General features: G+C 62.9%; 31 protein-coding genes. 26 read left to right on the top strand and 5 right to left on the bottom strand.

The genetic code is table 11. From position 1 onward, the window contains the following. The 4 genes from VGG89_13000 to VGG89_12985 form a co-directional block, all read left to right on the top strand. Positions 1-3,173, top strand: a 3,173-nt coding sequence (locus VGG89_13000; GenBank protein HEY1977465.1) for a TonB-dependent receptor, incomplete at its 5' end; no start/stop codon positions are given. Between the two features lie 101 nt (positions 3,174-3,274). Further along, complete coding sequence (locus VGG89_12995; protein HEY1977464.1) at positions 3,275-4,123, top strand: hypothetical protein; 849 nt, start codon at positions 3,275-3,277, stop codon at positions 4,121-4,123. A 1-nt stretch (position 4,124) separates the two neighbouring features. After that, complete coding sequence (locus VGG89_12990) at positions 4,125-4,874, top strand: hypothetical protein (protein ID HEY1977463.1); 750 nt, start codon at positions 4,125-4,127, stop codon at positions 4,872-4,874. A 10-nt stretch (positions 4,875-4,884) separates the two neighbouring features. Then, positions 4,885-5,097 (top strand): hypothetical protein, encoded by a 213-nt coding sequence (locus VGG89_12985; protein HEY1977462.1) that lies wholly within the window; start codon positions 4,885-4,887, stop codon positions 5,095-5,097. A 126-nt stretch (positions 5,098-5,223) separates the two neighbouring features. On the opposite strand, the gene VGG89_12980 is transcribed toward VGG89_12985, so the two are convergent. Then, positions 5,224-5,475 (bottom strand): LysM peptidoglycan-binding domain-containing protein, encoded by a 252-nt coding sequence (locus tag VGG89_12980; GenBank protein HEY1977461.1) that lies wholly within the window; start codon positions 5,473-5,475, stop codon positions 5,224-5,226. Between the two features lie 182 nt (positions 5,476-5,657). Between VGG89_12980 and lexA the strand changes: the two genes are divergently transcribed. From lexA to VGG89_12960, 4 genes are read left to right on the top strand one after another with little or no spacing between them, the layout of a single operon-like run. Beyond that, positions 5,658-6,314 (top strand): transcriptional repressor LexA, encoded by a 657-nt coding sequence (gene lexA / locus VGG89_12975; protein ID HEY1977460.1) that lies wholly within the window; start codon positions 5,658-5,660, stop codon positions 6,312-6,314. Next, positions 6,268-7,491, top strand: coding sequence for a PTS transporter subunit EIIC (locus VGG89_12970; protein ID HEY1977459.1), 1,224 nt, complete (start codon positions 6,268-6,270; stop codon positions 7,489-7,491). The genes lexA and VGG89_12970 overlap by 47 nt, the downstream gene beginning before the upstream one ends. Next, complete coding sequence (locus tag VGG89_12965; GenBank protein ID HEY1977458.1) at positions 7,488-8,735, top strand: methionine gamma-lyase family protein; 1,248 nt, start codon at positions 7,488-7,490, stop codon at positions 8,733-8,735. The genes VGG89_12970 and VGG89_12965 overlap by 4 nt, the downstream gene beginning before the upstream one ends. Before the next feature lie 36 nt (positions 8,736-8,771). Then, positions 8,772-9,131 (top strand): PilZ domain-containing protein, encoded by a 360-nt coding sequence (locus VGG89_12960; GenBank protein HEY1977457.1) that lies wholly within the window; start codon positions 8,772-8,774, stop codon positions 9,129-9,131. On the opposite strand, the gene VGG89_12955 is transcribed toward VGG89_12960, so the two are convergent. Further along, positions 9,128-9,352: a hypothetical protein gene (locus VGG89_12955; protein HEY1977456.1), complete on the bottom strand. Its 225-nt coding sequence runs from the start codon at positions 9,350-9,352 to the stop codon at positions 9,128-9,130. The genes VGG89_12960 and VGG89_12955 overlap by 4 nt on opposite strands. Positions 9,353-9,467: 115 nt before the next feature. Between VGG89_12955 and VGG89_12950 the strand changes: the two genes are divergently transcribed. The 15 genes from VGG89_12950 (at position 9,468) to truA (ending at position 22,966) form a co-directional block, all read left to right on the top strand. Then, positions 9,468-9,761 (top strand): FHA domain-containing protein, encoded by a 294-nt coding sequence (locus VGG89_12950; protein HEY1977455.1) that lies wholly within the window; start codon positions 9,468-9,470, stop codon positions 9,759-9,761. A 15-nt stretch (positions 9,762-9,776) separates the two neighbouring features. Then, the gene (gene panC / locus VGG89_12945; protein HEY1977454.1) at positions 9,777-10,604 is read left to right on the top strand and encodes a pantoate--beta-alanine ligase; all 828 of its coding nucleotides are present in this window, start codon (positions 9,777-9,779) and stop codon (positions 10,602-10,604) included. After that, positions 10,601-11,785: a bifunctional phosphopantothenoylcysteine decarboxylase/phosphopantothenate--cysteine ligase CoaBC gene (gene coaBC, locus VGG89_12940; GenBank protein HEY1977453.1), complete on the top strand. Its 1,185-nt coding sequence runs from the start codon at positions 10,601-10,603 to the stop codon at positions 11,783-11,785. Before panC ends, coaBC begins: the two co-directional genes overlap by 4 nt. 1 nt (position 11,786) lies before the next feature. Beyond that, positions 11,787-12,551 carry a type III pantothenate kinase gene (locus tag VGG89_12935; GenBank protein HEY1977452.1) on the top strand — a complete coding sequence of 255 codons (765 nt, stop codon included), beginning with the start codon at positions 11,787-11,789 and terminating at the stop codon, positions 12,549-12,551. Beyond that, positions 12,548-13,192: a YoaK family protein gene (locus VGG89_12930; GenBank protein HEY1977451.1), complete on the top strand. Its 645-nt coding sequence runs from the start codon at positions 12,548-12,550 to the stop codon at positions 13,190-13,192. Before VGG89_12935 ends, VGG89_12930 begins: the two co-directional genes overlap by 4 nt. 51 nt (positions 13,193-13,243) lie before the next feature. Next, positions 13,244-14,245 (top strand): tRNA dihydrouridine synthase DusB, encoded by a 1,002-nt coding sequence (gene dusB, locus VGG89_12925; protein ID HEY1977450.1) that lies wholly within the window; start codon positions 13,244-13,246, stop codon positions 14,243-14,245. After that, the gene (locus VGG89_12920; GenBank protein HEY1977449.1) at positions 14,242-15,525 is read left to right on the top strand and encodes an aspartate aminotransferase family protein; all 1,284 of its coding nucleotides are present in this window, start codon (positions 14,242-14,244) and stop codon (positions 15,523-15,525) included. Before dusB ends, VGG89_12920 begins: the two co-directional genes overlap by 4 nt. Positions 15,526-15,528: 3 nt before the next feature. Continuing rightward, a complete protein-coding gene (locus VGG89_12915; GenBank protein ID HEY1977448.1) occupies positions 15,529-15,969 on the top strand; it encodes an SRPBCC family protein in 441 nt (146 codons plus the stop codon). Further along, positions 15,966-17,078 carry a hypothetical protein gene (locus VGG89_12910; protein ID HEY1977447.1) on the top strand — a complete coding sequence of 371 codons (1,113 nt, stop codon included), beginning with the start codon at positions 15,966-15,968 and terminating at the stop codon, positions 17,076-17,078. Before VGG89_12915 ends, VGG89_12910 begins: the two co-directional genes overlap by 4 nt. Next, positions 17,075-17,992, top strand: coding sequence for a hypothetical protein (locus VGG89_12905; GenBank protein HEY1977446.1), 918 nt, complete (start codon positions 17,075-17,077; stop codon positions 17,990-17,992). The genes VGG89_12910 and VGG89_12905 overlap by 4 nt, the downstream gene beginning before the upstream one ends. After that, positions 17,979-19,373 (top strand): APC family permease, encoded by a 1,395-nt coding sequence (locus VGG89_12900; protein HEY1977445.1) that lies wholly within the window; start codon positions 17,979-17,981, stop codon positions 19,371-19,373. The genes VGG89_12905 and VGG89_12900 overlap by 14 nt, the downstream gene beginning before the upstream one ends. A gap of 123 nt (positions 19,374-19,496) precedes the next feature. After that, a complete protein-coding gene (gene greA, locus VGG89_12895) occupies positions 19,497-20,009 on the top strand; it encodes a transcription elongation factor GreA (GenBank protein ID HEY1977444.1) in 513 nt (170 codons plus the stop codon). Then, positions 20,006-21,505, top strand: a complete 1,500-nt coding sequence (gene lysS / locus VGG89_12890; protein ID HEY1977443.1) for a lysine--tRNA ligase — start codon at positions 20,006-20,008, stop codon at positions 21,503-21,505. The genes greA and lysS overlap by 4 nt, the downstream gene beginning before the upstream one ends. Positions 21,506-21,728: 223 nt before the next feature. Further along, entirely contained in the window at positions 21,729-22,175 is a 447-nt protein-coding gene (locus tag VGG89_12885; protein ID HEY1977442.1) for a DUF5069 domain-containing protein, read from the top strand. After that, positions 22,106-22,966, top strand: a complete 861-nt coding sequence (gene truA, locus VGG89_12880; protein HEY1977441.1) for a tRNA pseudouridine(38-40) synthase TruA — start codon at positions 22,106-22,108, stop codon at positions 22,964-22,966. Before VGG89_12885 ends, truA begins: the two co-directional genes overlap by 70 nt. Here truA and VGG89_12875 read toward each other — a convergent pair. Further along, positions 22,963-23,223: a hypothetical protein gene (locus VGG89_12875; protein HEY1977440.1), complete on the bottom strand. Its 261-nt coding sequence runs from the start codon at positions 23,221-23,223 to the stop codon at positions 22,963-22,965. The two genes, truA and VGG89_12875, sit on opposite strands and share 4 nt — an antisense overlap. A 70-nt stretch (positions 23,224-23,293) precedes the next feature. After that, a complete protein-coding gene (locus VGG89_12870) occupies positions 23,294-23,713 on the bottom strand; it encodes a MarR family transcriptional regulator (GenBank protein HEY1977439.1) in 420 nt (139 codons plus the stop codon). Between the two features lie 102 nt (positions 23,714-23,815). Here VGG89_12870 and rplM point away from each other — a divergent pair, with 102 nt between their 5' ends. The 3 genes from rplM to VGG89_12855 are packed head-to-tail and all read left to right on the top strand — an operon-like array spanning position 23,816 to position 25,692. Further along, entirely contained in the window at positions 23,816-24,241 is a 426-nt protein-coding gene (gene rplM, locus VGG89_12865; protein HEY1977438.1) for a 50S ribosomal protein L13, read from the top strand. 9 nt (positions 24,242-24,250) lie between these two features. Beyond that, positions 24,251-24,640, top strand: a complete 390-nt coding sequence (gene rpsI / locus VGG89_12860; GenBank protein HEY1977437.1) for a 30S ribosomal protein S9 — start codon at positions 24,251-24,253, stop codon at positions 24,638-24,640. 56 nt (positions 24,641-24,696) lie between these two features. Next, positions 24,697-25,692 carry a DUF3810 family protein gene (locus tag VGG89_12855; GenBank protein HEY1977436.1) on the top strand — a complete coding sequence of 332 codons (996 nt, stop codon included), beginning with the start codon at positions 24,697-24,699 and terminating at the stop codon, positions 25,690-25,692. Here the strand turns inward: VGG89_12855 and VGG89_12850 are convergent, their stop codons facing one another. Next, a complete protein-coding gene (locus VGG89_12850; protein HEY1977435.1) occupies positions 25,693-26,748 on the bottom strand; it encodes a hypothetical protein in 1,056 nt (351 codons plus the stop codon). It abuts the gene before it with no gap. Positions 26,749-26,751: the final 3 nt, after the last annotated feature.

Raw genomic sequence — 26,751 nt, 5'->3', positions numbered from 1 at the left:
CGGGTACCTATCCGGGATACGCTTCCGCGACACTCGGCATCGGTACGCCGGTGTTCTATCACCAAGCGCAAGTCGAAGTCGGCGGCGCGACGCCCGATCGTAACTTCAGCTGGTACGCCGGCTTTAGCGGTTACAATCAGGATTACCGTTTCCTGACCCAAGACAACGGCGCTCCGTTCGAAACGCCCAACAATATCTTCTCGGCGGGCGGAAGCGGCGGCAGCCAGGCCTATGCGGGCTGTTCGACGGTCACGTGTCAAGGCGTCAAGGCGAGCTGTCCGGCGAACATGCCGGCCTTCAACGCCACGACGCCACCGCAAGGCTGCTGGGGATTCTACGGCGGCAGCGCGGGCGCAACGTCGATGATCACCGACCGCGAGGACGTCATCAACCTGCACTTCGGCATTCCGAAGAAGAACGGTATGCGCGACGACATTCAGGTCTTATGGAGCGCATCAGCCCTAGGTAACGACTCGTATAGCTCGCTGAACAACCTCGGCGGAACGGTTAACCAGTTCTTCTATACCTATGCCGGCGCAAAGTACGCGCCACCCACCTGTGGCCAGACCGTAACGGTTGCGGGATGGGCAGGACTCACGAGCCCCGGTTGCGTTCCTTCGGTGCGTCCGGCGCTCGGAGCGTATTTGCCGTACGCAGACCAGGTGGTCTACAACCTGCCGTTCGGTACGCCGATCGCGAGCAGCGCATCGAACTTCATCGCGCCGTCGATCTACAAAGCGCCGAGTACTCCGGCGCACGCGTTCGGCGGCCCGATCGATCCGTACGACAACTCGCTGCAGACCTACGAAAACGACACCGGTATCGCAAAACTGCAATACACCTACGCGCTGAGCAACTCGGCGTTTCTGCGCGCCTACGGGTATACGTTCTACTCAGATTGGCTCCAGAACGGCCCGATTTTCGGCGCAACCGGTGAATCGACGGCATCGCTGCCATCACCGCAGTACGATCTCATGACCCACAGCGTCGGCGGGGCGCTCGACTTCAACGATCAAATCAACGACCAAAACCTGCTCACGGCCGACTACAACTACACCCAAGCCGGCGTGATCCGCTTCAACAACTCGTCGGCGATCGCCGGCGCAGGTACGACGCCGATCGGCTACATGGCCGGCGGCAAGTGCTACGACGCGCATAGCGGTAAGGCACAGCCGTGCTTGAGCAGCACGTACTACGACGTCGCGCTTGGAGCATCGGTCCATCCGACTCGCGTCTTCACGCCGGGTCAGACCGGCGTCGGGGGGAACGGGTCGACGTGCGACAATCCCGCCGGCGGATTCCCCGAACCCTGCGGCTGGGTAAGCAACGCCATCGCCGGCCCAACGGGCTTTGCCAACGGCAACGCAACGTGGGACACGCTATGGAACAGCGACGTTACCGGTTCGCTCAACACGGTCAAGCCGCAGTTCTCAAATGCGGCGTTCAGCGACCAGTTCCGTCCGAACGACAAGATCATGATCAACGCGTCGTTGCGGTACGACAACTTCACCTACGGGCTACCCAATCCCACGGGTGGAGCGGACGCGTTCTACGCCAATATGACCGCGAACTACACGTGCGTGCAGGCTTCGAACAACGCAGTCTTCACGACACCGTTGCAAGCGGGTCAGCCCCCGCCGGCCGCGGCCGAGTACGTGCTTGGCGACTGTAATAAGGGCGTCGCCGCACTTACCGGTCTGCCGGCTAGCGGTTGGGTCCATCCCAACGGCAAGACGCAGGACGGCGTATCGGCACCGAACTTCACGGCGACGTCGCCGGGATCGTTCGCGCTCGATTATTGGCAACCGCGCGTCTCCGCAACCTTCACCGAATCCCCGGACACCGTGTGGCGTTTCTCGGCCGGCCGTTACGCCGCGCCGCCGATCTCCGCGTCGGTGCAGTACCTGAGCGCCTCCGGTGACGACCGCTCGGTGTGGAACAACACGATGAACCTGGGCTTCTACTCGCCGTTCCATCCGATCCCGGGTATCACGTCGGCGCAGTACGACTTCTCGTACGAACGCCACATCACCGGCACCGACATGAGCTTGAAGCTCACGCCCTACTACACGTGGGTGAACGACTGGCAACAGCAAACGTTCATCGGCGCAGGGTTCGTGACGCAGGTCCCGGTCGGCGTCAACCGCGACTACGGCGTCGAGTTCCAGTTCACCAAGGGTGATTTCAACCGTCCGGGCCTTTCCGGCTTGTTCAGCTTCACGTATACGAACTCGAAGGTTCAGTTCCAAAACGTGGGTCTGAGCACCGGCGGTATCATTCCGAACCAAACGATCCAGCTGAATCAGGCGATTGCGCAGTACAACGCACTCACGAAGGCCGGCGGCGGCGCCCCCTGTTATAAGGCAGGCGTTGGCGTGGCTTGCACCGCGCATCCAAGTCACACGTTCAGCGTGATCAGCAACCCGTACTATAACCAGCCCGAACAGGGTCTGCTCGATCCCAACGGCTGGTACAACCCCTACGTAACGGCAATCGCCCCGAACCTCAACGGTATCGTGAACAGCTACATCTCGCCGGCAACGGCTACGCTGCTGCTCAACTACCGTCACGACAAATGGGCGATTACGCCGAGCGTGCAGTTCCAGGCCGGCTCGTGGTACGGCAGTCCGTTGGACGTCAACGGCTACGACCCGCGTGCCTGCGAGTTCAGTTCGCTTCACGACGGAATCGCCACGGCGAATCCGCATCAATGCGACGTCAATACCGTGTACGCAGGCGGTCTGGGACCGCTCGGATATTTCTACATCCCCGATCCGCAGACCGGGCACTTCTCGGCCATCGGCTCATATGAAGCACCGGCGATTCTCACCGGGAACCTTCAAATTACCTACGATGTGAGTCCGAAGATCAAGTTGACGGCGACCGGAACCAATCTGTTCCGTTCGTGCTTCGGTGGAACGCCGGAGCCGTGGACGGCGGTTTATCAGCCCTCGCCGTGGACCTGCGGTTACTTCCCGGCCGGCGGTCTCCTCAATAGCACCACCTATCCGAGCAACTTCTACAACGGTAAGGGCATCACGGATGCCAAAGCCAACGGCGGAGTCGTTACTCCTTGGACGCAAAGCTACACGCCGAGCACTGGGAACAACGGCGCCATCGGCGGCATCGTCACCCCGTGGAACGTCTACTTGAACGCGCAGATCAAGATCTAGCATCTCGATCGTCGCGTTGAGTGACACGAGCGGGGCTCCCCTGACGGGGGGCCCCGCTTTCTATTTGAAGGCGTGACCGGGCCGTAAAAGAAAACCAACAGGTGCTCAAACGACGTCTGCTGACCCTCTGCACGCTTGTGTTGCTGACGTGTCAACCGCACCTCGCCTTTGCCGATTCGTCCGCCAGCCCGGCTCCGAAGGGCACGCCGCCGCCGCAAATCTATCGCGTGGTAACGACGCCGCTTTGCGCGAAGCTGCGCGACCACGTTCGGCCGGCCGTCGCGATGATTCTCGAAAACGACAAGACGATCGCGAAAAGCCCGCCGCTCTTCGCCCGTTACGCGCGCGGTGCGTTCAGCGCACAAGATAAGGGGGCAGCAAACTTTTCAAACGGTGCTCCCGGGCCCGATTCGGCGTACAATCAATCGCCCGAGACGAGCATGGCGCTGCAGAAGATGTCGTATCTGGTCAGCCCGATCGCGCAGAATATCATCTCGGCGCAGAAGCTATTGACTGCGGCCGAGATGACCGAGCCCACCGGTAATCCGACCGACGACAAGAAGCTGCAGCAAATCAAAAGCCAGCTCATGGAAACGATCGCGTACCAAAATGCTTCGCTCGATCTCATCAACGGCTTCGTTGCCACGCAGCAGATGGGCGAACTGCAGCACGCCGGCCAAGAGTACATCGCCGATTTGTCGCAAACCGATATTTCGGCTACCAAGCCGCTCATTTCGGTAACGCCGGGGCCGCTTCAGGATCCTAATGCGCCGGGCATTCAACAGAGTCCGTACGACGTCGATCTCGCAGCTATCCCCGGGTTAGCCGTGGGTTATAACCCGCTGACCCGCATCGTCGACGGTTTACATTGGGTGCAAGCAGAGACCGCCAAACGCGAGAATGCGGCTGGAACCAGCATCACCAACGTCCTTTCGGAGTGTAATAAATAAGATGCGTCCGTTAGCAGTATGTGCGATACTTCTCTTTGCGAGCTCGGCCACGATCCCCGCATTGGCGGACACGCCGATGCGTCATCTCGTCTATTCGTTTACGTATGGATCGACGCAAAGCGTCGCTGCAAGCGATTCCTCCACCTATCATACCGACGCTAGCGGTAATATCATGCCCAACGCCGGCTCCGGCATCAGCGATTACAAGGGCGCCCTCGGCGACAAGGGGACGATGGTCGTCGACGTCATGCGGGAGCAGCCGGATAAAGGGCTGATCGTCGTCATTAGTGAGAACGCGGAAACGACGCGGAAAGCTCCGCCGGCGACGTGCGTAGTTTATGCCAGCACGGAAGTCGTCTGCGACCCAAATAAGACCGTTAATCCCGAGGAGTACACGCTGCTGCGCTTTATGGCGCAGAACTTCGTCGATCCAAACATTCTCGATGCCAAGAAGCATTGGGGATACGACACCACTAACGGCGGCGAGAGGCTCAAGTCCGATTATACCATCGTGCACACCGACGGAAAGCTCATGACGATCGACGAAGTTCGCAACATCAAACGCCAAGATACGCAAGGCCAGATAACTAACATCCAGTCTAAGATCGACTACGACTTCGGGCGCGCGGTGCCCCTGGGAATTCAGGAATACGTCACGCAGCGCTCGGAGCAGGGCGTGCGCGGGAATGCCACGACGATCTATCAGACGGATCTCAAGCTGATCAGCGACTCACTGGCAAAGAGCGGCTAGTTTCGGTCCAGTGCAATATGGCTACCAATGCGAAGATTGCGAAACGGCGATCTTCCCTACCACGACGCGCGCCGAGCTGCAATGGCTTAAAGACCGCGTGCACGTCGTGCGCGAGGTGACCAAACATTCCAGCGGCGGTCTCGACACCTGGATGATGGAAGGGCTATCGTTCCTCGACGACCACAGCGGTCACTCGATCGTCGTCGTGAGCCGAAGACACTAGGCGTTCGGAATAAAAAAAGCGCACCGATTCGATGCGCCTGCCCTTCGTCCCTCGACTTCGGCGCTTCGCGCCTACGCTCGGGATGACATTACTTCGCGCCCTTCGGGCGCTACGCTCGGGATGACATTATTGCGGGATTCTGAGTTTCTCGCCCGGCTGTAGCGCGGCGTTGTGAAGGTGGTTGGTCGCCGTTATTCGATCGATCGTGTCTTGGACGTCGGAGTCGCCTGCGTGCGCTGCAGCGATCGACCACAGCGTATCGCCCGGGTGGACCGTGACGACCGCGTAGCGCGGTGCGCTTGCCGCGTAGAGACGCGTGCTCGCGAGCGTCGGAAGAGCGACCATGAGGCTCAGTGCGGTCAGCGCGATGACCGGCATTAGGGTGACCTTTTTGTGCCTATACATTTCCCACTCTCCCCTCTATATATTGTGCCAAACGCCTGTTCGTCCACTAGATTTTACCATGGGGCTGCCAAGCTCTGTCAAGGGTTACTCGAACGTATGTTTGCCTTCCAGCCTCTCCATATGATAAGGTGATACACGACGATGGTGCCATACGGGTGGCATTGTTGATGTCGCATGGGAGATTTTTTATGGGTGGAACCCTTTCGGACAAGCCGGCCACGGAGCGCCAGCGCCGGATCTTGCAGGTCATTGGCGAGTTCACGTCCGAGCGGGGCTATCCGCCGTCGGTACGAGAGATTGGAGAGCGTGTGGGGCTCTCGTCCTCGTCGACGATCCACGCCCACCTCAAGGCCCTCGAGAAGCGCGGCCTGATTTCGCGGGACCCGACCAAACCGCGCGCCCTCCGCTCCGAGGTCGGGTTCTCCGCCGGACGCGACGCCCTGGTGGTTCCGATCATCGGCAAGGTCGCGGCCGGCACGCCGATCACCGCGTCCGAGAACGTGGAAGGGGAGTTCGTGCTGCCGATGGCCTTCGTACCCAAGGCGTCGGACTCGTTCATGCTTCGGGTCCAAGGCGATTCCATGATCGAGGCGGCGATCTTGGACGGCGATCTGATCCTGGTCCGTCCGCAGCGCACCGCCGACAACGGCGAGGTCGTCGTGGCAATGCTCGAGGGCGAAGCCACCGTGAAACGCTTCTACCGCGAGGACGGCCGCATTCGCTTGCAGCCGGAGAATCGCGACATGGCGCCAATCTACGCGAGCGATGTCGAGATCGTCGGGCGGGTGGAGGCCGTCGTTCGCCGCCTCTAATATTGCGTTTTTCGAGGCGCGAGTCGCGCCAAAGCTGCATGCGCTGGGCGAGCTGCCGTTCGTCGCAGCCGTGCGCGAAGCGCTTCCATGGAGCTTTGCCGGCTTAGCCGCCGGGTTCGTTGCGGTCTTCATCGCGCGCGCGATCGCGGGCGCGGATGCCGGCGTCGCTTTTCCGCTGCGTTTGACGGCCGCGTTCTTGCCGGGATTCGGTATCATGGCGGCGACGCTCGTGGTTCTGCTCGCGCTGCGGCTGGCGCAGCGCAGTCGAGCTGCGCGATTCCCATTACTGGCCGGCAGCGTTCTTGCGTTTTATTTCGCTCTTCCCCGCCCGTTTTCGCACGACGTCGTCGCCTATTTGCGTACGCTCGGCGCGTCGGGTCTCTTCCTTGCCATCCTCGTGTGCGGAGTAACCGGCGGCGCCGTTTCGCTCGCGCGGCGATTCTCCGATACCGTACCGGCACAGTGGCTGGGCGCCGCCGCCGCGGCGGCGCTCTTCGCCGCGGCGATGGTGCTTCACGTGTCCATCGCGGGCGCGATGGTGGCCGCGATGCAGCCCTTGGCGCATCTCGGCGACAGCTACGTTGCCTTGATGATCATCGTGATCGTCGAGACGCTGTTGTGGACCGCCGGCGTTCACGGCCCCGCGGTGCTCGCTGCCGTGGTAACGCCCGTGTATCTTTCGATGCAGATCGCCAACACGCACGCGTTGGGCGCGCACGCCCCGCTGCCGTACATCGTGGTCGTCTCGCTCTTTCTCTTCGTGTTTCCAGGCGGCGCCGGAGCGACGTTTTCGCTGGCAGTGCTCTTGGCCGCGTCGCGCGTGCCGCACTTGCGCAAGATCGGCCGCGTCACGTTGCTGCCCGCGTTGTTTAACGTCAACGATCCGCTGCTCTTCGGTGCGCCCGTGGTGTTCAATCCCTTTTTCGTCATCCCGTTCGTCGGTGCGCCGATGGTGCTGGCGACGATTACGTACGCCGCGGTCGCGACGGGAATGGTTGCGCGTGCGGCGTTTTACGTTCCGTCGTTCGTGCCGTCGGTCGTAGCGACGTATTTGGCCACAGGCGACCTGCGCGCCATCGCCTTGACGCTGATCAACATCGCGCTGGCGTTGGCGATTTACTATCCGTTCGTGCGCGCCTACGAGCGGCATCTCACCGGCGTCGGGCGAGCCGCATGATCGCTCAGCTGTGCGCGCGGTTCGATATTGCCGGACGCCTGCGCGATGCCGCGGAGCGCGCCGAGCGGCGCGTGTCCGTGCTGGAATACGAACCGCAGCGTCAGGTAGCGGCATCGGTGCTAAAAGCCTTTCTCGACGAGGGCATCGACGACAGCGATCTGGCCGGGACGACCGGCTACGGTTACGACGACGCGGCTCGCGCTCGCTACGAGTCGCTGCTCGCACGCATTTTCGGCACCGAACGCGCGCTCGCGCGCATCTCTATGGTGAGCGGAACGCACGCTATCGTCAACGCGCTGGCCGCGTGTACCCCGCCGGGGACGACGCTGCTGTCGATTTCCGGACGACCGTACGACACGTTGCGCAATGCCATCTGCGACGCGCCGTATTCGCTGGTCGCCCAAGGGATCGCATATGAAGAAGTTCGGCTTCTCGACGGCAGCGAGATCGATCTCGCGGGAGTCCGCGAGGCGATCGGGCGCGGCGGCGTTTCGACCGTCTTCGTTCAGCGTTCGCGCGGCTACGCGCCGCGCCGGTCGCTCTCCGTCGCGCAGTGTGAAACGGCGTGCGCCGCAATACGTACGTACGCTCCGGAAACCGTCGTCGTCGTCGACAACTGTTACGGCGAGCTCGTCGAGGAGCGCGAACCAACGCACGCCGGCGCCGATCTCGCGATCGGATCGCTCATCAAAAACTTGGGCGGATCGATCGCTGCGGCCGGCGGCTATGTCGCCGGACCGGCGCGCCTGCTCGATCGCATCGCAGCGAGGCTGTACGCGCCCGGGCTGGGCGCGGCGCTCGGACCCACGCTCGGCTTTGGGCGCAGCTTCGTTCAAGGCTTGTTCCTTGCACCGTCGGTGGTCGCGCAGTCGTTGCGCGGCCTCGATTTCGCAGCTGCGCTGTTCGCGGAGCTCGGCTTCGGCGTTGACCCGCAACCGGGCGAGCGCCGCACTGATATCGTGCAAGCCATTCGGCTTGGTTCGCCCGAACTGGTCGCGCGCTTTGCAGCAGGTTTACAAACCGCGCTTCCCGTCAACGCGCGGTTTCGCCCCGAACCGGGACCGGTTCCGGGTTATGCCGATCCGGTGATCATGTCGAGCGGCGCGTTCGTCGCGGGCGCGACGATCGAGCTTTCGTGCGACGCGCCGCTGCGGCCGCCGTACGACGTCTACCTGCAAGGCGGCGTCTCGGCAGCGCACGCTTACCTCGGCGCGTTGCTTGCCGCCCGAGCCTGTATCGATTAGAGGCGCCGCGCGGAGCGCGAAGAAGCATCAGCCTCGGTGAGTACCGGAAGCGAACAAGCACCCGAGCGCAAGTTCTTGCGCGTCAACGCGGACTTCCCCACGACGGTCATCCTGCCGGGACACGAACTCATTCTCTCGGGTAAAGCGGTCGATCTCAGCGGTGGCGGTATGCGCGTCGTTACGCCTACGGATTTGCCGCCGGGGCAGACGATCGTTCTGCGTTTTTCGCTGCCCGGGCAGGAGCGCGAACTGTTGGTCCGCGGACGCATAGTGCTCTCGTTTTACGACGCAAGCACCAAACAGTACGCGCACGGCGTTGCGTTCACGCAATACGCACCCAACGATCAAGAAGCGATCGCGGACTTTATCGCACACGCTAAAGAGGCGCCGATCTAGTGCTGCTGTTGAGCGCCGCCTAAAAACCCGTAGAAGAAATACTTGTTGCCGTCCGACGTCGAGATGACGATCCGGGTGTCCTCGATGCCCGCGCTCAAGATGGTCTTGCCCACCAAGGTCTCGAGAATGGCTTGCGCTTGAAGGAACTCGGCCTCCCGCAGGGCATCGGGCTCAACCTCGATGAGGTGCAGGAGCTCGTCGATCCGGTCGTTCATCGTCACCCTATGAGTAATCGTCCGGTCGGGGCGATTTGTTAGCGTTGTGTATAGTCGCTCGGCGCAGCAAAACGATCCGCACCAGGAGGCGCCCGACGGGCTCCTCGAAGGCCTGCCAGCCATGTACCTGCTCGAGGTATTGAGCGGCCCGCTCGATGGCAAGACCTGGCCGTTCGATCGTGAGATTACCATCGGGCGCGATGATGCCGTTGCCGAGGCGTGCATCGCGCTCGACCGCTACGTCTCTCGAAAGCATGCCCGGTTACGCATCGATGAAGGCTCCGTTCTCCTTACTGATCTCCAAAGTCGGAACGGAACTAAACTCAACGGCCAGCCGGTCGTCGGGGATGCCCAGCTGCCAATCGGCGTGCCGTTTATCGTCGGCCGGACGGTGCTGCGCGTAACGCGCGTTTAAGCTGAAAGTGTAACGATGCAGATCGCGAGCACGGTGGCGCACGCCCGTGCGTTTTTCGACGTCCTACCTCGCCCGCTTGGCTTCATACCGACCATGGGAGCGCTCCACGACGGTCACCTCGCGCTCGTGCGCCGCGCGCGCGAAGAGTGTGCGTCGGTCGCCGCGTCGGTGTTCGTCAATCCGATGCAGTTCGGGGCGAACGAAGATCTGGGCAAGTATCCGCGCGACCTCGACGGAGACCGAAAGAAACTCGACGACGCCGGTGTCGACGTACTCTTCGCACCGGACGAAGCGGTGATGTATCCTCCGGGATACTCTACCTACGTCGACGTCGGACCGATGGGAACGACGTTCGAGGGGGCGGTGAGGCCGACGCATTTTCGCGGCGTCGCTACCGTCGTAACGAAGCTGCTGCACGTCGTGCACCCCGACGTCCTCTATCTCGGACAGAAAGACGCGCAGCAAACCGCGGTACTGCGCCGCGTCTTCCGCGATTTGGATTTGCCCGTCCGCGTCGAGGTGGTGCCGACGGTGCGCGAAAGCGACGGTCTGGCGATGTCGAGCCGCAACGCGTACTTGAGCGACGAGCAGCGCGCAGCCGCGCCCACCCTGTTTCGTGCGCTCGGCGAGCTTCACGATGCGCTCGCAAACGGCGCTTCGAAAACCGAGGCGATCGATCGCGCGCGTGCGACCTTGGCCGCTACGGTGACGCTCGACTATTTCGACGTCGTCGATGCGTTGACGTTCGAACCGAAAGACGCGCTCGACGGAAAGGCGTTTGTGATCGGTGCGGTGCGTTTGGGTCCCACACGCCTGCTGGATAATATCGTCGTCGAGCGATGAATCAAGCGCGCATCCTCCTGGGCGTTACCGGCGGCATCGCGGCGTATAAGGCAGCGGCGCTAACGTCGACGCTGGTGCAGCGAGGCGCGTCGGTGGACGTGATCATGACGGCGCAAGCCGAGCGTTTCGTCGGGCCGCTGACGTTCTCGTCGCTGACCGCGCGTCCGGTGTACGCGTCGCTGTGGGACGCCCCCGAGCGCATCCCGCACATTCGTCTCGTGCGCGAGGCCGACGTCATCGTCGTCGTTCCCGCGACCGCCAACGTGATCGCAAAGCTCGCCAACGGAATCGCCGACGACTTGCTCACGACGGCGCTGCTCGCCGCCCGCGTGCCGATCGTCGTCGCGCCGGCGATGAACGAGGCAATGTACGAACACGCGGCGACGCAAGCGAATCTCGCGACCTTGCGGGAACGCGGCTGCGAGATCGTCGATCCCGAACGCGGATTTCTCGCCGAGCGCGAAAGCGGTATCGGGCGCCTCGCGTCCGAAGGCCGCATTCTCGACGCCATCGAGCGCACGTTGCGACGACGCCGTTCACTGGCCGGCAAACGCGTCGCCATCACGGCCGGCCCCACGCGCGAAGCCTTCGATCCGATTCGTTTCGTCAGCAACGCATCGACCGGCGCCACGGGCATCGCACTGGCGCGCGAGGCGGTGCTGCGCGGCGCCGACGTCACCTTGCTGTTGGGACCGACCATGCTCGAGCCGCCGGCCGGCGCGCGCGTCGTCCGCGTCACGACCGCTCGCGACCTCCACGATGCGGCGCTGCAGCACGCGGTGGGTGCGGATCTCGTCGTCGCAACCGCAGCGGTTGCCGATTGGCGTCCCGCCACGTCGTCCGACGTGAAGTTGAAGAAGTCGGACGAGGATCTGACCGTGACCATGGTGCGCAATCCCGACGTGCTGGCGGCGCTTGGAGAGCACAAGGGCGCCACGTTTCTCGTCGGCTTCGCCGCCGAAACCAACGATCACGAACGCAACGCGCGCGAGAAGCTCCGCCGCAAACATCTCGACGCCATTGCCGTCAACGACGTCTCCGGCGAGCGCGGCTTCGGCACCGGCGAGAACGCGCTGGCGCTGCTGTGGGGAAAAGATGGTCGCCGGGATCTCGGTTCGGCCGACAAAGCGACGCTCGCGGCGCGGCTGCTCGACGCCGTCGAAGAACTGATGCGGGACTGACATGCTGTTAGCGATCGACGTCGGCAACACCGAAACGAAGCTGGGCTGCTTTGAAGGCAGCGACGAGCTAACGCACCACTGGCGGGTCGCGACCGACCTTCGGCGCACCGCCGACGAGTACGGCGTCTTTTTCACACAGCTGTTCTCCGCCGAGGGCGTCGACGCGCAGACGATCGACGCGATCGTCGTCGCCAGCGTCGTTCCAAAGCTCGATCTGGCGCTCGAAACGGTGTGCCGAAGATACTTCGGAGTCGCGCCCTCGTTTCTCAAACCGCAAGATCAGACGTTGATTGCGGTGCGAACGCAGTATCCGGCGGAGTCGGGCGCCGATCTCGTCGCCGCGGCGATCGGTGCGCGTCATCGTTTTGGCGCGCCGCTCATCGTTATCAGCTATGGAACCGCGACGGCGTTTATCGCAATCTCGACCGAGGGCGAGTACATGGGCGTTTCGATCGCTCCGGGCATTACGATCTCCATCGACGCGCTGATCGGCCGGACCGCAAAGCTTCCGCAGGTTTCGTTGGAAACGCCCGAGCGCGCGATCGGGCGCAATACGGTCGAGGCGCTGCAATCGGGAATCGTCTACGGCTTCGTCGGTCAAACCGAAGCGATCGTTTCGCGCATGCGCGCGGAGCTGGGCGGCAACGCCAAAGTGATAGCGACCGGCGGTCTCGCCGACATCGTCGCTAAGCAGACGCCGCTCGTCGACGCCGTCGATCCGCATCTCAGCCTCGTGGGACTGCGGCTCTTCGAGCAATCGGTGTGAGTTCGCGCACGGTCGCGCTGCTCGTCGGATTAACGTTGAGCGCCGGATACGTGGACGCGGTCGCATTTTTCGGATTGGGCGTGTTCACCGCCAACATGACCGGCAATACCGTGCTGCTCGGCGGCGCGCTCGCAGCGCAGGCACTCGGCAAAGCGCATTTGCCCGGCGGTATCGGCATCGTCTTGCCGCTGCTCTCGATTGCCGCGTTCGTTCTGGGGGCTCTCCTAGCGTCGTCGGCGGTACGCGACGAAACGAAACGGCCGCCGATGCGATCGATCGCGTTGCTGGTGCTCGTTGTCGCGTGTTTTGCCGTGGCCGGCGCGCTGTATCGGCTGCCGCAACCGCTGATCGCACCCGCCGTCGCCTTCCTGTCGCTGGCCATGGGGATGCAAAGCGTCGTCGCCGTGCGCGCCGGCGTGCCCGGTGTCTCGACGACCTTCGTTACCGGAACGCTGCTGTCGGCCGTCATGGACTTCGAAGAAGTAAAGCGGCCGCATCCTTTCGAGGGACGAACCAACGCCGCGATTTGGGCGTGCTATTTGGCCGGCGCGGTCGCCGGTACGTTCGCGCTCTACCGCCTTGGCGGCAACGCGTTCTGGCCGCCCGCCATCCTGGTCGCGCTCTCGGCGTTCGCGCTCTAGCCGGCCCCGTAGTGGGCCCGGTTTGGCGGCCGTGATATAGTAGGTTTCGCCGTGAGCATCCCGCCCTTAAAGATCGGTCCGATCCAGGTTTGGCCGCTGCTGGTTCTCGCGCCCATGTCGGGCGTGACGAACCGCACCATGCGCGCGCTTTATAAGCCGTTTGGGTTCGGGTTGACCGTGACCGAATTCGTCTCGTCGAACGCGCTCAAGTTCGGCAGCAAGCGGACGATGGAAATGATCGATCAGCACGGTCTCGAGAAACCCGTCTCGACGCAGCTCTGGGGTGACGATCCGCAGACGATGGCCAACGCCGCCAAACTCGTGCGCGAGTGCGGGGCCGACATCGTGGACATCAACTTCGGCTGTCCGGCTCCGAAGGTCACCAAGACCAACGGCGGCTCGGCCTGCTTGCGCGATCCCGATCGCTGCGAAGCCATCATGCGCGCCGTCGTTGCGGCGGTCGATTGTCCCGTGACGATGAAGATGCGCCTGGGCTGGAGCGAAAGTCAGCTCGTGTATCTCGACGTCGCCAAGCGCGCGGAAGCCGCCGGCGTGCAGGCCGTAACGCTGCACGCGCGCACCGCGAAGCAGTTCTACAAAGGAAGCGCGGATTGGGAGCACATCGCTCGGCTGAAGCAGGCGCTCGACATTCCCGTTATCGGCAACGGCGATCTGGACGACCCGCACGTCGCTATGGAGCGCATGCAAACCAGCGGGGTCGACGCAATCATGCTCGGACGCGCGACGCTCGGTAATCCCTGGCTGGTGTCGCAGATTCGCGATCTCATGGACGGCCGCGAAGCGCAGCCGCTTCCTTCGGCCGCCGATCGCTTACGCTTTTGCGTCGTGCACTACAATACGATGGTCGACGAGCTCGGCGAGTCGCGTGCCGTGCCGCAGATGCGCAAGCACGTCGCGCTGTATCTCAAAGGCATTCCGGGCGCGGCGACCCTGCGCGAGCGTATCATGCACATCGACAGCGCGCGCGAAGCGGTCGGCGTGATCGAAGAAACGATCGAACGTTTGGAGAGTTCGTCGCTGGTGGCAGCGTGATTGAGTCGCAAGACGACTTATACGGCGCGGCGTCGCCCCAAGAGCTCGTTTCCGAGGTATTCGAGAACTACAAACAGTTCGTGAATCCGCCGCTGGCGCGCGTCATGAAGCTGTCCGGTTCGCCGGTCGAAGTGCGCGCGCAAGGCTGCACGATCTGGGATTCAAACGGCAAGGCGTATCTCGACTTCGCTGGGGGTTACGGCGTTTTCACCCTCGGTCATTCGCATCCACGCGTCGTCGAAGCGGTGCGCAAGCAGCTCGAGCTCATGTCGCTCTCCGGCAAGACGATGTTCAACGTGATGCTCGGTCGAGCGGCCAAACGGCTTGCCGAGCTCGCACCGGGCGATCTGCGCATTTCGTTCTGGTGTAACAGCGGGACCGAAGCGATCGAAGGCGCGATCAAACTCGCACGCGCGGCCACCGGACGCACGACCATCGTCAGCACGATCGATGCGTTTCACGGCAAGACGATGGGCGCGTTGTCGGTGAGCGGTCGCGAGACGTTTCAAACGCCGTTCAAACCCTTGCTCGAAGGATTCGCGCACGTTCCTTACGGCGATGCGTCGATGCTCGACGACGCGCTGGCCGACGCGGCGGCGTTCGTCGTCGAGCCCGTGCAAGGCGAGGGCGGTGTCAACGTGCCGCCGCCGGGATACCTGCGCGCGGTACGCGAGGCGTGCGATCGCACCGGCGCGCTCTTTGTCGCCGACGAAGTGCAAACCGGATTGGGGCGGTGCGGCTACGTCTTTGCGAGCAATCGCGACGACGTCGTTCCCGACGTCATGACGGTCGCGAAAGGACTCTCAGGCGGCGTGATGCCCGTCGGCGCATTCATCGCGCGTCCCGACTGCTGGAATCGGGCGTTCGGCAAAGCGCCCCTGCTGCACACGTCGACCTTCGGCGGCAACGAGCTCGCATGCGCGGCTGCCCTGGCCGCAATGGACGTGCTCGTCGAGGACCGGTTGGCCGATGCGGCGCGCGAGCGCGGCGAACAGCTGCTTGCCGGCGCGCGTGCTCTGGCCGCCGATTTCCCTGACGTCGTGCGCGAGGCGCGCGGGCTCGGGCTGCTGGTCGGCGTCGAACTCACCAATGAAGGCTACGGGGGCTGGATTATCCCTGAGATGCTCAAGGCCGGCGTCACCGCGGCTTGGACCCTCAACTTGCAGCGCGTCATCCGCCTCGAGCCCCCGCTCGTCGTGACCGCGCAAGAGGTCGACAAGGCCTTGGCTGCCCTGCGGGCAGGAGTGCAAACCGCCTACGAAAAGCTAGGCAAATTGTAGCACATGCCCTATGTTGAAACCTCGACCGCGATCGCCGCTCCGGCCCGCGTGGTTTACGAGCTTGCCAAAGAGCAGGAGCGCTTCCCGCAGTTCATGCCCGACGTGGAAACCGTCGTGATTTTGGAGCGCCATGCCGACCATATCGTCACGCGCTGGAAGACCTTGGTCGAAGAAGCACCGATCGAGTGGATCGAGGAGGACCGGTTCAACGACGAGGCGCTGCGCATCGACTACAAACTGCTCGAGGGCGATCTCGATAAGTTCGAAGGCGCGTGGACGTTCGACGAGCGCGACGGCATGACGCACGTCGTGCTCGGCGTCGACTTCGACTTCGGCGTACCGACTCTGGCCGAGCTCATCGGCCCTACCTTGCAACGCAAGGTGCGCGAGAACAGCGAAATGATGCTCGCCGCGCTCAAGGCCGAAGCGGAGAAACGGGCGTGAACAAATTTTGCTTCGTGGTGCATCCGCTTTCTCTCGAGGACATCGCCCGTTACGAACCGGGAGCCAAGGGCAAAGGGGACGCGATCGTTCGCAAGATCATGGAGTGGATGCCGCCGTGGAACGCCGTTCACGTGACGGGTGTGCGCGCGCCGGACGGCCGCGAGGTCGAGGGTTGGTTCGTTTCGGCAACGCTGCTGCCCGAGCAAATGATGGACTTTCCGCGCGAGGAAGTGTACGGCCGCATTCTCAAAGCGATCGACCTGGGCGTCGAGTGCGGCGCGCAAGTCGCCGGTTTGGGCGCTTTCACGGCCGTCGTCGGTGACGGCGGCATCACGATCAACGAGCGTTCGCCAATCCCGGTAACGACGGGAAACTCGCTGACCATCGCCGCGGGTATCCAAAGTTTTTTCCGCGCCGCGCGCGAGATGGAGATGGACCCGGCGCAATCGACGGCCGTCGTCGTGGGCGCCACCGGCTCGATCGGCGGCGCCTGCGTGCACCTGATCGCGCCGCGAGTGAAGCGCGTCATCATGGTTGCGCGCAACGAGACGAGGCTGCGAAAGTTTTATGAAACGACGGCGCCCGCACTGCCGTGTGAGTCGTCGTACACGACCGACATCCCCGACGCCGTCCGCCGATCGCAGATGATCCTTACCGCGACGTCGTCAACGCAGGATATTATCGAACCCGAAGACTTGCAGACCGGTGCGGTGGTCTGCGAGTTGTCGTTACCGCACGACGTCAGCCGGCGGGTCGCGCTGGAGCGGCCCGACGTCTTGGTGACCGAAGGCGGCAACGTGGTGGTGCCCGGAACGCCGCGTTTCGAACGCGTCCGCGAACGCGGCAGCGATTTCGATTTGAACTTACCGCCGCGAACGGCGCTAGCGTGCATGAGCGAAACGATGGTGCTCGCGCTGGAAGGCCGCTTCGAGCCGTTCACGCTCGGGCGCGGTATCGATTTGGCGAAAGTCGTGGAAATCGAAGCGCTCGCGACGAAAAATGGTTTTACGCTTGCCGGCATGCGCGCGTTCGACGCGGCGATCACGCCGGAGAAGATCGCCGCGACGCGCGACGCCGCCGCGAAACGCCGCAAAGAGGTGGTTGCGTGAAGAAGGTCGTCAGCGTTTCGCTTGGATCGTCGACACGCGATCACAGCGCGCACGTCAATCTTATGGGCGAAGATTTCGATATCTCGCGCGTCGGAACCGACGGTAAGCTCGATGTCGCGATCGCAAAGGTCAAGGAACTCGACGGCCACGTCGACGCGATCGGGCTCGGCGGCATCGACGTCTATCTCTACGCGGGCAAGCATCGCTACGCGCTGCGCGACGGACTGCGCCTGCTCGAAGCGGCGAAGGTCACGCCGGCCGTGGACGGCAGCGGGCTCAAGAACACGCTGGAGCGCGAGGCGGTGCGTTTTATGCAGGACGACCTTGGCATCGATCTCCGCGGCAAGCACGTGCTGATGGTCAGCGCGCTCGACCGGTTCGGCATGGCTCAGGCGCTGGTCGATGCGGGCGCCGACGTGCTCTTCGGCGATTTCATCTTCGCGCTCGACCTCGACAAGCCGGTGCGCGGACTGCACGAGTTCGAGGAGCTCGCGGAAAAGTATCTGCCCGACGCCTGCAAGCTGCCGTTCCAGTTCTTTTATCCCACCGGGAAAAAGCAAGAAAAACCGCCGGAGCCGAAGTATCCGCAGTATTATGAAGAGGCGGAGATCATCGCCGGCGACTTCCATTTCATGCGGCAGTTCATGCCCGACCGGCTCGACGGCAAGATCGTGCTGACCAACACGGTCACTCCGGCCAACATTGACGAGCTGAAGGCTCGCGGCGTAAAGATGCTGATCACGACGACGCCCGATTTCGGCGGCCGCTCGTTCGGGACGAACGTGATCGAGGCTGCGCTGCTCGCGCTGCTCGGTAAAAAGTGGAGTGACGTTACGCCCGAAGATTACGAGCGCGTCCTCCACGAGCTCCACCTCAAGCCCCGCGTGGTGAACCTGAATAGTGGCCGTCGCTAAGCCGCGTGAGGAACAGCCGCAGCAGCGGCTGCCAAAGGTGCTGCGGTTTTTCGACGTGTCGGTGCTGGCGTCGGCGTCGATGGGACCGGCGTATTCGTTAGCGTCGACGATGGGGCCGGTGGTTGCGGCAGCCGGTGCGTTCGCGCCGCTCGCGCTCACGTCGCTGTCGGCGATCATGCTGTGCATCGCGGTTTCGTTCGCGATGCTCTCGCGCGTTGCGCCCAATGCCGGATCGTCGTATTCGTGGATTCGCATGGAGTTTGGAAACTGGATCGGCGCCTACGGCGCGTGGCTGCTCATTCTCTCGAACTTCTTCGCGACGATGGCGATCGCCGTACCGGCCGGAAGCTACACGCTGGAGTTGGTCGCACCACAGCTCGCGCAGGAACCGCACTGGGTCGCCGGGGTCGGTGCGATCTGGATCGTTGCGAGCACGGTGCTGCTCTACGTCGGTTTGCGCCCGACGGCCATGGTAACGTTCGCTGCGCTCGCGTTCGAGATGCTCGTGTTGATGGCGGCCGCCGTTGCGTCGTACGTGGTACCGCATCCGGTGGTGCACGCAGCTGCCGGCTCGACCAACGGTGCGGTTCCGTTGACGTTTGCCGGTTTTACAACCGCGATGACGCTCGGCATTTGGATGAGCGACGGCTGGGAAGTTTCCGCTTCGACCAGCGAGGAGATGGCCGCCGATCCGGGTGCGTCCGGGCGCGGCGGCATCGTCGGTTTGATCGTCACGACCATCGTGCTCGTCTTTTGCATGATGGCGTTCTTGCATCTGGGAACGCCCAAAGGCTTTGCCGATAACGCGGCCGATTCGCTCGAGTACGTCAGCGTGCTCCTCGGCGGCGGGATGTGGCGATGGTTCATCGTCGTCGCGGTGATGGTTTCCACGCTCTCGACGTTGTGGACGACGATTCTCTACCTTTCGCGCTCGCTGTTCGCCATGGGTCGCGACCGCGTGCTGCCGCGCGCGCTCGGTAAGCTCGACGCGCGCAACGAGCCGCTGTGGGCGCTGGCCATCGTGGCCGTGCTGACGACGATCTGCCAACTGATCACCGGCTACTCGACGAGCGCCAACGCGCAGCTCAACACGGTCGTTACGGCTAGCTCCGTTTTTCTGGGGGCATTGTTCGTCCTGAGCGCGGCCGCAACGGTGCGGCGCTTCCTAGGCGACGAAAACGCACGCTGGGCTGGTGTCGTCGTACCGGCGCTGGGCGCTGCGGCTCTGCTGGGGGTGCTGGCCGCGACCGTGCGCTTCGAAGATCGGGTCACGCAAAGCTACGCGTGGGCAGGCCTCTTGCTGGGTATATTGTTCGCGCTCTGGCGAGCCCCCAAGACGCGAGGCGGCCTGCGAGCGGTCCCGAGCGCGGTTCGGGAGTAGCCGGAGCAGGGTAAGGTTTTGCCCTCCCGAATCCACCGCGCCAGCGTCCGCGAGGGCGCCATCAAACTATATGGGTCCGGAGGCTGAAAGCAGCCGTAAGGTTCCCTTTGCGAGGGTCTGTAGTTGAACGATAAAGAGATCGTCCTGACGGCCGAGGGACTGTCCAAACTAGAGCAGGAGCTCGACGAGCTCAAGACCGTCCATCGCCGGGAAGTCAACGACCGCATTCGTCAGGCAAAAGAGTACGGCGACCTGAGCGAAAACGCCGAGTACGAAGACGCTAAGCAAGAGCAGGCTTTCATCGAGGGCCGCATCCTCAAACTCGAGGGCATGATTCGCAACGCGCGCCTCATCGACGAGTCCGAGTACGCCGCCGACGAAGTGCATCTCGGCTGCATCGTCAAGGTGAAAGACCTCAAGAACAACGAGAACTACGAGTTTTCGATCGTCGGTTCGGCCGAAGCCGATCCGCCGAATCGCCGAATCTCCAATGAATCGCCGCTTGGGCGCGCGCTGATCGGTCACAAAAAAGGCGCCACCGTCGACGTCACCACGCCGCGCGGCGTCGTGAAGTATAAGATCGAAGCGATAAAAAGCAACTCTCCAAAGAAAGCCGCCGCTAAGAAGGCTTCGTGAACGAAGATCTCGGCAAAACCGAAGCAGCCCTCGTAGCGGCCAGACGCGAAAATCTGGCCGCTTTACGTTCGCGCGGTCGCGATCCGTTCGCGCAGACGCGCTTCGAGGCCGATGCGACCGCAGCCGAGCTTACCGAACGGTACGGATTTTTAGTTCCCGGACAAAGCGCCGACGCGGAAGCCTGGAGCATCGCCGGACGCATCATGTCCAAGCGTACGATGGGCAAAACGATCTTCGCCGACGTTGCCGACCGCAGTGGACGCATCCAGCTTTACGTTCGAAAGGACGAGATCGGCGAAGAGGCGTTCGCCGATTGGAGCCACCTCGAGCGCGGCGACGTCGTGGGTTTGCGCGGCTATATGTTTCGTTCGAAGATGGGCGAGCTGACCTTGCACGTCACGCGCGCCGAGATTCTGTCGAAGTCGCTTATGCCGCTGCCCGACAAGTGGCACGGTCTGCAAGACGTCGAGAAGCGCTATCGCCAGCGTTACGTCGATCTCATCGTAAACCCCGACGTGCGCGACACGATGTTCTTGCGCAGCCGAATCATCGCCGAGACGCGCCGCTTCCTCGACGATAACGGTTTTTACGAAGTCGAAACGCCAACTTTGCTGCACGTCGCCGGCGGCGCCGCGGCGCGGCCCTTTACCACGCACTGCAACGCGCTCGATCAAATCATGCAGCTGCGCATCGCCACCGAGCTCAACCTCAAACGGCTGATCGTCGGCGGCATGGAGCGTGTCTACGAAGTCGGCCGCATCTTCCGCAACGAAGGCATCGACACGACCCATAACCCCGAGTTCACGATGCTCGAGTTTTACGTGGCGTACTGGGACGTGCACGACATGCTCGCGTTCAATGAGGCGCTGATCGCGCATCTCGTCGGCATCGCAACCGACGGTAAGGATAGCCTCGAGCACGACGGCAACGCGATCTCGTTCAAGCGGCCGTTCGCGAAAACGACCTATCTGGGGGCGATCGAACAGCACAGCGGTGGAAAGTACGGGCGCAATCGTTTGCTCGAGCCGGACGGCGCGGCGAAGATTCTCGAAGAGCTCGGGCTGCCCGACTCGCCGACGCACGGTCACGCGCTGGACAAGATCTTCGAACGCATCGCGGAACCGCATCTCATCAACCCGACGTTCGTGATGGATTACCCAGTGGTGATCTCGCCGCTGGCCAAGCGCAAAGCCGGCGATCCGGATCTCGTCGATCGTTACGAGCTGTTTTGCGCGCACATGGAGATCTCCAACGCGTTTACCGAGCTCAACGACCCCGACGACCAGCGCGCGCGGTTTGAAGCGCAGATCGCCGATCGTGCCAAAGGCGACGAAGAGACGCCCGATCCCGATTGGGACTACGTGCGCGCACTGGAGTACGGCATGCCCCCGACGGCCGGCATCGGCATCGGCATGGACCGTCTCGTGATGTTGTTGACCGGACAGCACTCGATCCGCGACGTGCTGCTCTACCCGCTTCAGCGCCAACACGGCTAGAATAGCAATATGGACGGGCAGAAGTGCCGGCACGAACAGTGCACGTGCTTTGTCGATTTAGGGCAGACGTATTGCAGCGACCGCTGCCGCGATCTGGATATCAAAGACGGCGATGCGCCGCCGCACGCCCGGTGCGGCTGTCGCCACGCCGGGTGTGAGGCCGGATAGCACCAGGCTACTTTTCCCGTGCAACCTACTTTAAGTTGGTTAGGTTGTGGGGAGCATGGATCTTACAAAGAGCTACCCCCGCAGCGTTCATGCCAAGTGGCAGGGCGTCGTTCAACTCGGCCGGACGATCGACAAAGGCCGGGCCGTCGCGCACGGAAACGTGGGCGAGTACCACTACAACTGCCCGATGGACCAGGCCGTCTTCGGCTTCCTCGGGATCGATCACGCGAAGCTTCTCGACGCCATCAAGAGCGCGAAGAGCGACACGGACATTGAGACCTTCACGCGCCCCTATGTCGCCGCCAAGACGGCCGAGGAGATCACGCGCTGGAACCGTGAATGGGTCACGCATGAGCCTCCTAACGAGGGATCGCGTGCGGCGTTTCTCGAGCTGCGTAACCAAATAGCGCCGGACCGCACGGACGTTACAGCTTGGGCCGACTTGCTCGATCTCGACGAGAAGCGCGAGGTTCCGCGCCGGACGACTCCGGCAACCGCCTAACCACCGTTCGTTTCGCCGTCGAATACGACGGCACTGAGTTTTGCGGCTTCCAGTGGCAGCCGGAGGTTCGAACCGTCGCCGGCGTCCTGGAAGCCGCGCTCTCCGATTTTTTTTGCGAGCCGGTCAAGCTCGTGTGCGCGGGACGCACCGATACCGGCGTTCACGCAACCGGTCAGGTCGTTTCTCTTTCTACCGCGGCGGCGTTTCCGTTCGAACGTCTGACCCTCGCGCTCAATAGCGCGTTGCCGCCGGACGTTTGCGTGCGCGACAGCGCGGTCGTCGACGCAGGGTTCTCGGCGCGCTTCTCCGCGCGCGAACGCACGTATGTCTACGCCATTCTCAATCGCTCGACGCGGTCGGCGCTGTTGGCGAAACGCGCGTACCACGTGTGGCGCGAGCTCGACCTCAAGCGCATGCGCGACGCAGCGCAACACTTGATCGGCGAACACGATTTCCGTTCGTTTTGCGGGGTGGTTCCGGAGAGCGGTGTCACCGTGCGCACCGTAAAGCGGCTGGTTCTTTCGGCCTATGAAAATACCATTCGTATCGAAATTGCCGCGGACGGTTTTTTACACCACATGGTTCGCACCATCGTCGGGACGCTCGTGGAGTGTGGGCAAGGACGCCGCGACTCGGCCGGCCTCGCGCGCATCCTGGGCGCGCGTAATCGCGCCGCAGCCGGACATAACGCGCCCCCGCACGGGCTCTACCTTGCCGGCGTGCGGTACGAGGACGGCTATGATTCCTTTGGCGAACCGCCTTTGTTCCGCTCGCCTAACGTTCGACGCTAAGTGCTGCGAGGGCGGTGCTGCCAAAGCACCGTGCCGAAGTTGTCGACAACGACTTCTCGAAAGTACTCGCTTTCGCAGTTGCTCAAGACGAACGCGCTCGCCCAAAATGCCGACGCGACGGCGTCGGGCATTTCTCCAAGCGGTCGAGAGCTCGCCTCATCGGCGAGGCCGATCGTCTCGACTTCGTAACCGTGATTCTTGAGGATAACCGCTACCGCTTGCGCGTTGGGTTTCTCGCGAAATCCTGCCACTCGCACGAGTCTGATCGTCGCGCGATTTTGCCTTGACGAACACCACCCGACGGCCCAGCGGCCTAGCTATTTCGGCTCAGCCGATTTCGGTCAGCAAGCGCTCTAACTGCTTGATTTGGCCGACGCTGAGCCGGCGCATGAGCTTGGCCGTCGTTTCGGCGGCGGTAACCGACGCGTGCTCGGCCAACGACCGGCCGGCGGCGGTGAGGGTCACCCGGCTGGCGCGGGCGTCTTGCGGGTCGGACTCGCGCTTGACGATCCCCCGCTTCTCGAGCGGCAGAATGGCTCGGGTTACCCCCGAGGCGGTCATCTCCAGCTCGGCGGCGAGGTCGGTGGGGCGCAAGCGGTGATCGGGCGCGGCCGCCAGGGCTCGCAGCAGGCGCAGCTCGGAGAAGCCGAGCCCGTGATGGCCGCCAATGCGCGTCTCGAGTTCTCGGACGATCCGGGCGTGGGTGGTGGCCAGGCGAAGCACGGCCTCAAAAGGTGCGGAGTCCATGGGCCTAAGTGTATTTGACTAGTCAAATATTTGTCAAGTAGATTTTACCGATGAAATTTGCTTGACGAGGCACGCCGACTACAGTAAGATGCGTGAGTTGTGATGCGGACCTATCTTCAAAAGACGGCCGAGACCAAGCACGATTGGTACATCGTCGACGCGGCCGGGCAACGCCTCGGCACGCTCGCGGTACGAATCGCGCGCGCACTCTCCGGCAAGCATAAACCCACGTGGACGCCCCATATCGACGACGGCGATCACGTGATCGTGATCAACGCCGACAAGGTCGAACTCGGCGGAGCGAAGTGGGATCAGAAGCTGTACTATCGGCACAGCAACTATCCGGGCGGTTTGAAAGTGCAGACCGCGCGCGAGATGCACGACAAGCATCCCGAGCGTTTGATCGAGACGGCCGTGCGCGGCATGCTCGCGACCAATCGCACGCGCGACGAGCAGCTGCGCCGCTTGAACGTCTACACCGGTCCGAATCATCCCCACGACGCGCAGAAGCCGCAGCCGCTGTTCTAGGAGCCGAGTTTGAACGACAACGTCGCAGCCACCGGTCGCCGTAAACGCGCCATCGCCCGCGTCAAGCTGACGCTGGGTCAAGGCATCATCACGGTGAACAAAAAGCCGTTCGACGAGTACTTCCCGCGTCCGCAGCTTCAGCAGATCGTTCGTCAGCCGCTCGAAGCGACGCAGAGCCTCACGCGTTTCGACGTCGTGGTCAAGGCCGAAGGCGGCGGCGTGACCGGCCAAGCCGGAGCGGTGCGTCACGGTATTGCCCGCGCGCTGCTCGCGATGGACGAAACGCTCAAAGAGACGCTGCGTAAAGCCGGATTCCTCACGCGCGACCCGCGCGAAAAAGAGTCGAAGAAGTACGGCCGTAAGCGCGCTCGTAAGCGCTTCCAATACAGCAAACGCTAAAGCGCGGTTTTCTCTCGATCGGACTCCGAGCCGCACTCGTTGCGCTCGGAGTCTTTTTGTTACTCTGGCAGCCGGACGCGGCGTGGATCGAGCGCGCGTACGTCAACGGCGGTTATCCGCGCTGGGAACACGTCGCGTTTTCGATCACCGATCCGGCTCCTTGGTCGCTTGGCGACCTAGCCGGACTCATCGGTATCGCAGCCATCGTGTGGCGCGTCGTCGCGTTCTTCCGGCGCCGCAAACGCACGGTTGCGCTGCTGGGACTAGCGCTGCTCGACGTCGCGGCGATTCTCGGTCTCTACGTCGCGTGGTTCGAGCTGAGCTGGGGCTGGAACTATGCGCGCGCCCCGGTCGAGACCCGGCTCTCGTTCGATGCCGCCCGCGTCACACCCCAAGCCGCGAACGTGCTGCGCGCCCGTGCGATGCACGAAATGAACGTGCTGGCGCCCGCGGCGCACGCGCACACCGACCAACGGCTCGACCTCGAGTCCTTGCGGCGATCGTGGCTGCCGGTCGTGCGGCGCGGCGGCGATGATTGGATACCGCTGACCGGTCCGGCCAAACCGACGATCACCGATCCGTTCATGCAGGCGACCGGAACGAGCGGCTACATCAACCCGTTTTCACTTACCGTACAAACCGCAAGCGATTTATTGTGGTTCGAAAAGCCCTTCGACATGGCGCATGAGTGGACGCACGTCGGCGCGTACGCGCGCGAAGACGAAGCCAACTACGCCGCGATCCTCACGTGCCTGCGTTCGAACGATCCCGTCATCGAGTATTCCGGCTGGCTCGAACTTTTTTTGTACCTGCCCCCGAAGGCGCGCTACCGCCACAGTGAGTTCGTACCGCTGGTGTGGCAAGATTTCGCCGCGATTCGCCGCCGCGACGCGCGCCACATCAACGTGCTGCTCGCGCACTGGACCTGGCGCACGTACAACGTCTATCTCAAAAGCAATCGGATCGCGTCGGGCATTCAAAACTATAACGAGGTCACGCGTTTGATTCTCGGCGTGCCGCTCGACGGCGACGGACTGCCGGTAGCCAAGTAGCTACCTGGCCCACGTTGCGCGGCAAGCGCTCAACCCCGCCTTGATCCCGGTCGCCACAGCCGGCGAGTCATTCGGCGTTAGCGTTTGCGCGTTGTCCCCACTGTCGTCCCACGCGTACCAAGAGATGATGCTCGCGCCGAAAGCACAGAATGCCGCCGCCTGCGTCCGTATTTCGTTCGTGGTAATACCGGGCTGATAATGGTTTCCGTTATAGCGGCCGCCCCAGGCTTGTCCGATGCCCATGAGCGGCGTACGCGAGATGTCCCAGCCGTATTTTTCGAGCGAGCGCGACATCGCCGGCAAAAGCCCGTGCATCGACCAGTTATAGTTTACTCCGCTCGACGGCTTGTGCTTGCCGAACGGCGTGTAGTTGTACCAGCCGACAACATCGCAGCCGGTGTTGGAGTAGTTTGCCGCCGTTCCAGGATCCCAATAGTAGGTCGTGCCTTTGCCGAAACCCGCACCGAAGCCGCAGACCGCCGGGCGCCCCGGAGTCTTTTGTGCGACGAGCGCGTGAATCTTTCGTAAGAGGTTTCGGCCGCTGCCGGGATCCCACGACGCCCAGTCGTCGAGCACCCAGTAGCCGATGACGTATGGCCGCTTCACGTCGCGGTCGAGCAGGCGCGATACGTATGCGAGTGCGGCGGCGTCGGAGGAAATGCGTGTATTCTCGTCGGTCTGACAGTAGTAGTTACGCGAGTAGCTCGATGGTGGCGGCGCCACCGAATGCGTGCGGTGACATTCCCAATAAAACAGAATCGAGGAAATGCCGCCGTCGATCACGCCGATATCGTGCGACTCCAGCGCCTTTTCGAGCGCGGAGCCGGGACTCGGCGAGCCGCCGTACAGAATCGTCGACGTAATGCCCTGCCCGGCCGCAGTCGCGGCTCGTACCGGCGTGTCCACGCTAAACCCGACTGCGGCATGCAGCAGTGCGTTCGACGTGGAGCGATGAGAGAGCGCGGCAGAAGCAGCGGCCGGCAGCGGCGAGCCGGCGTTTCGCGCACAGCCGCTGACGACGATGAACGCGAGCAACCCCGCGCAACGAACGTTCATGCC

This window comes from Candidatus Baltobacteraceae bacterium (assembly GCA_036488875.1).
Taxonomy (GTDB): domain Bacteria; phylum Vulcanimicrobiota; class Vulcanimicrobiia; order Vulcanimicrobiales; family Vulcanimicrobiaceae; genus JAFAHZ01.
This window is presented reverse-complemented; position numbering and strand designations above follow the sequence as displayed.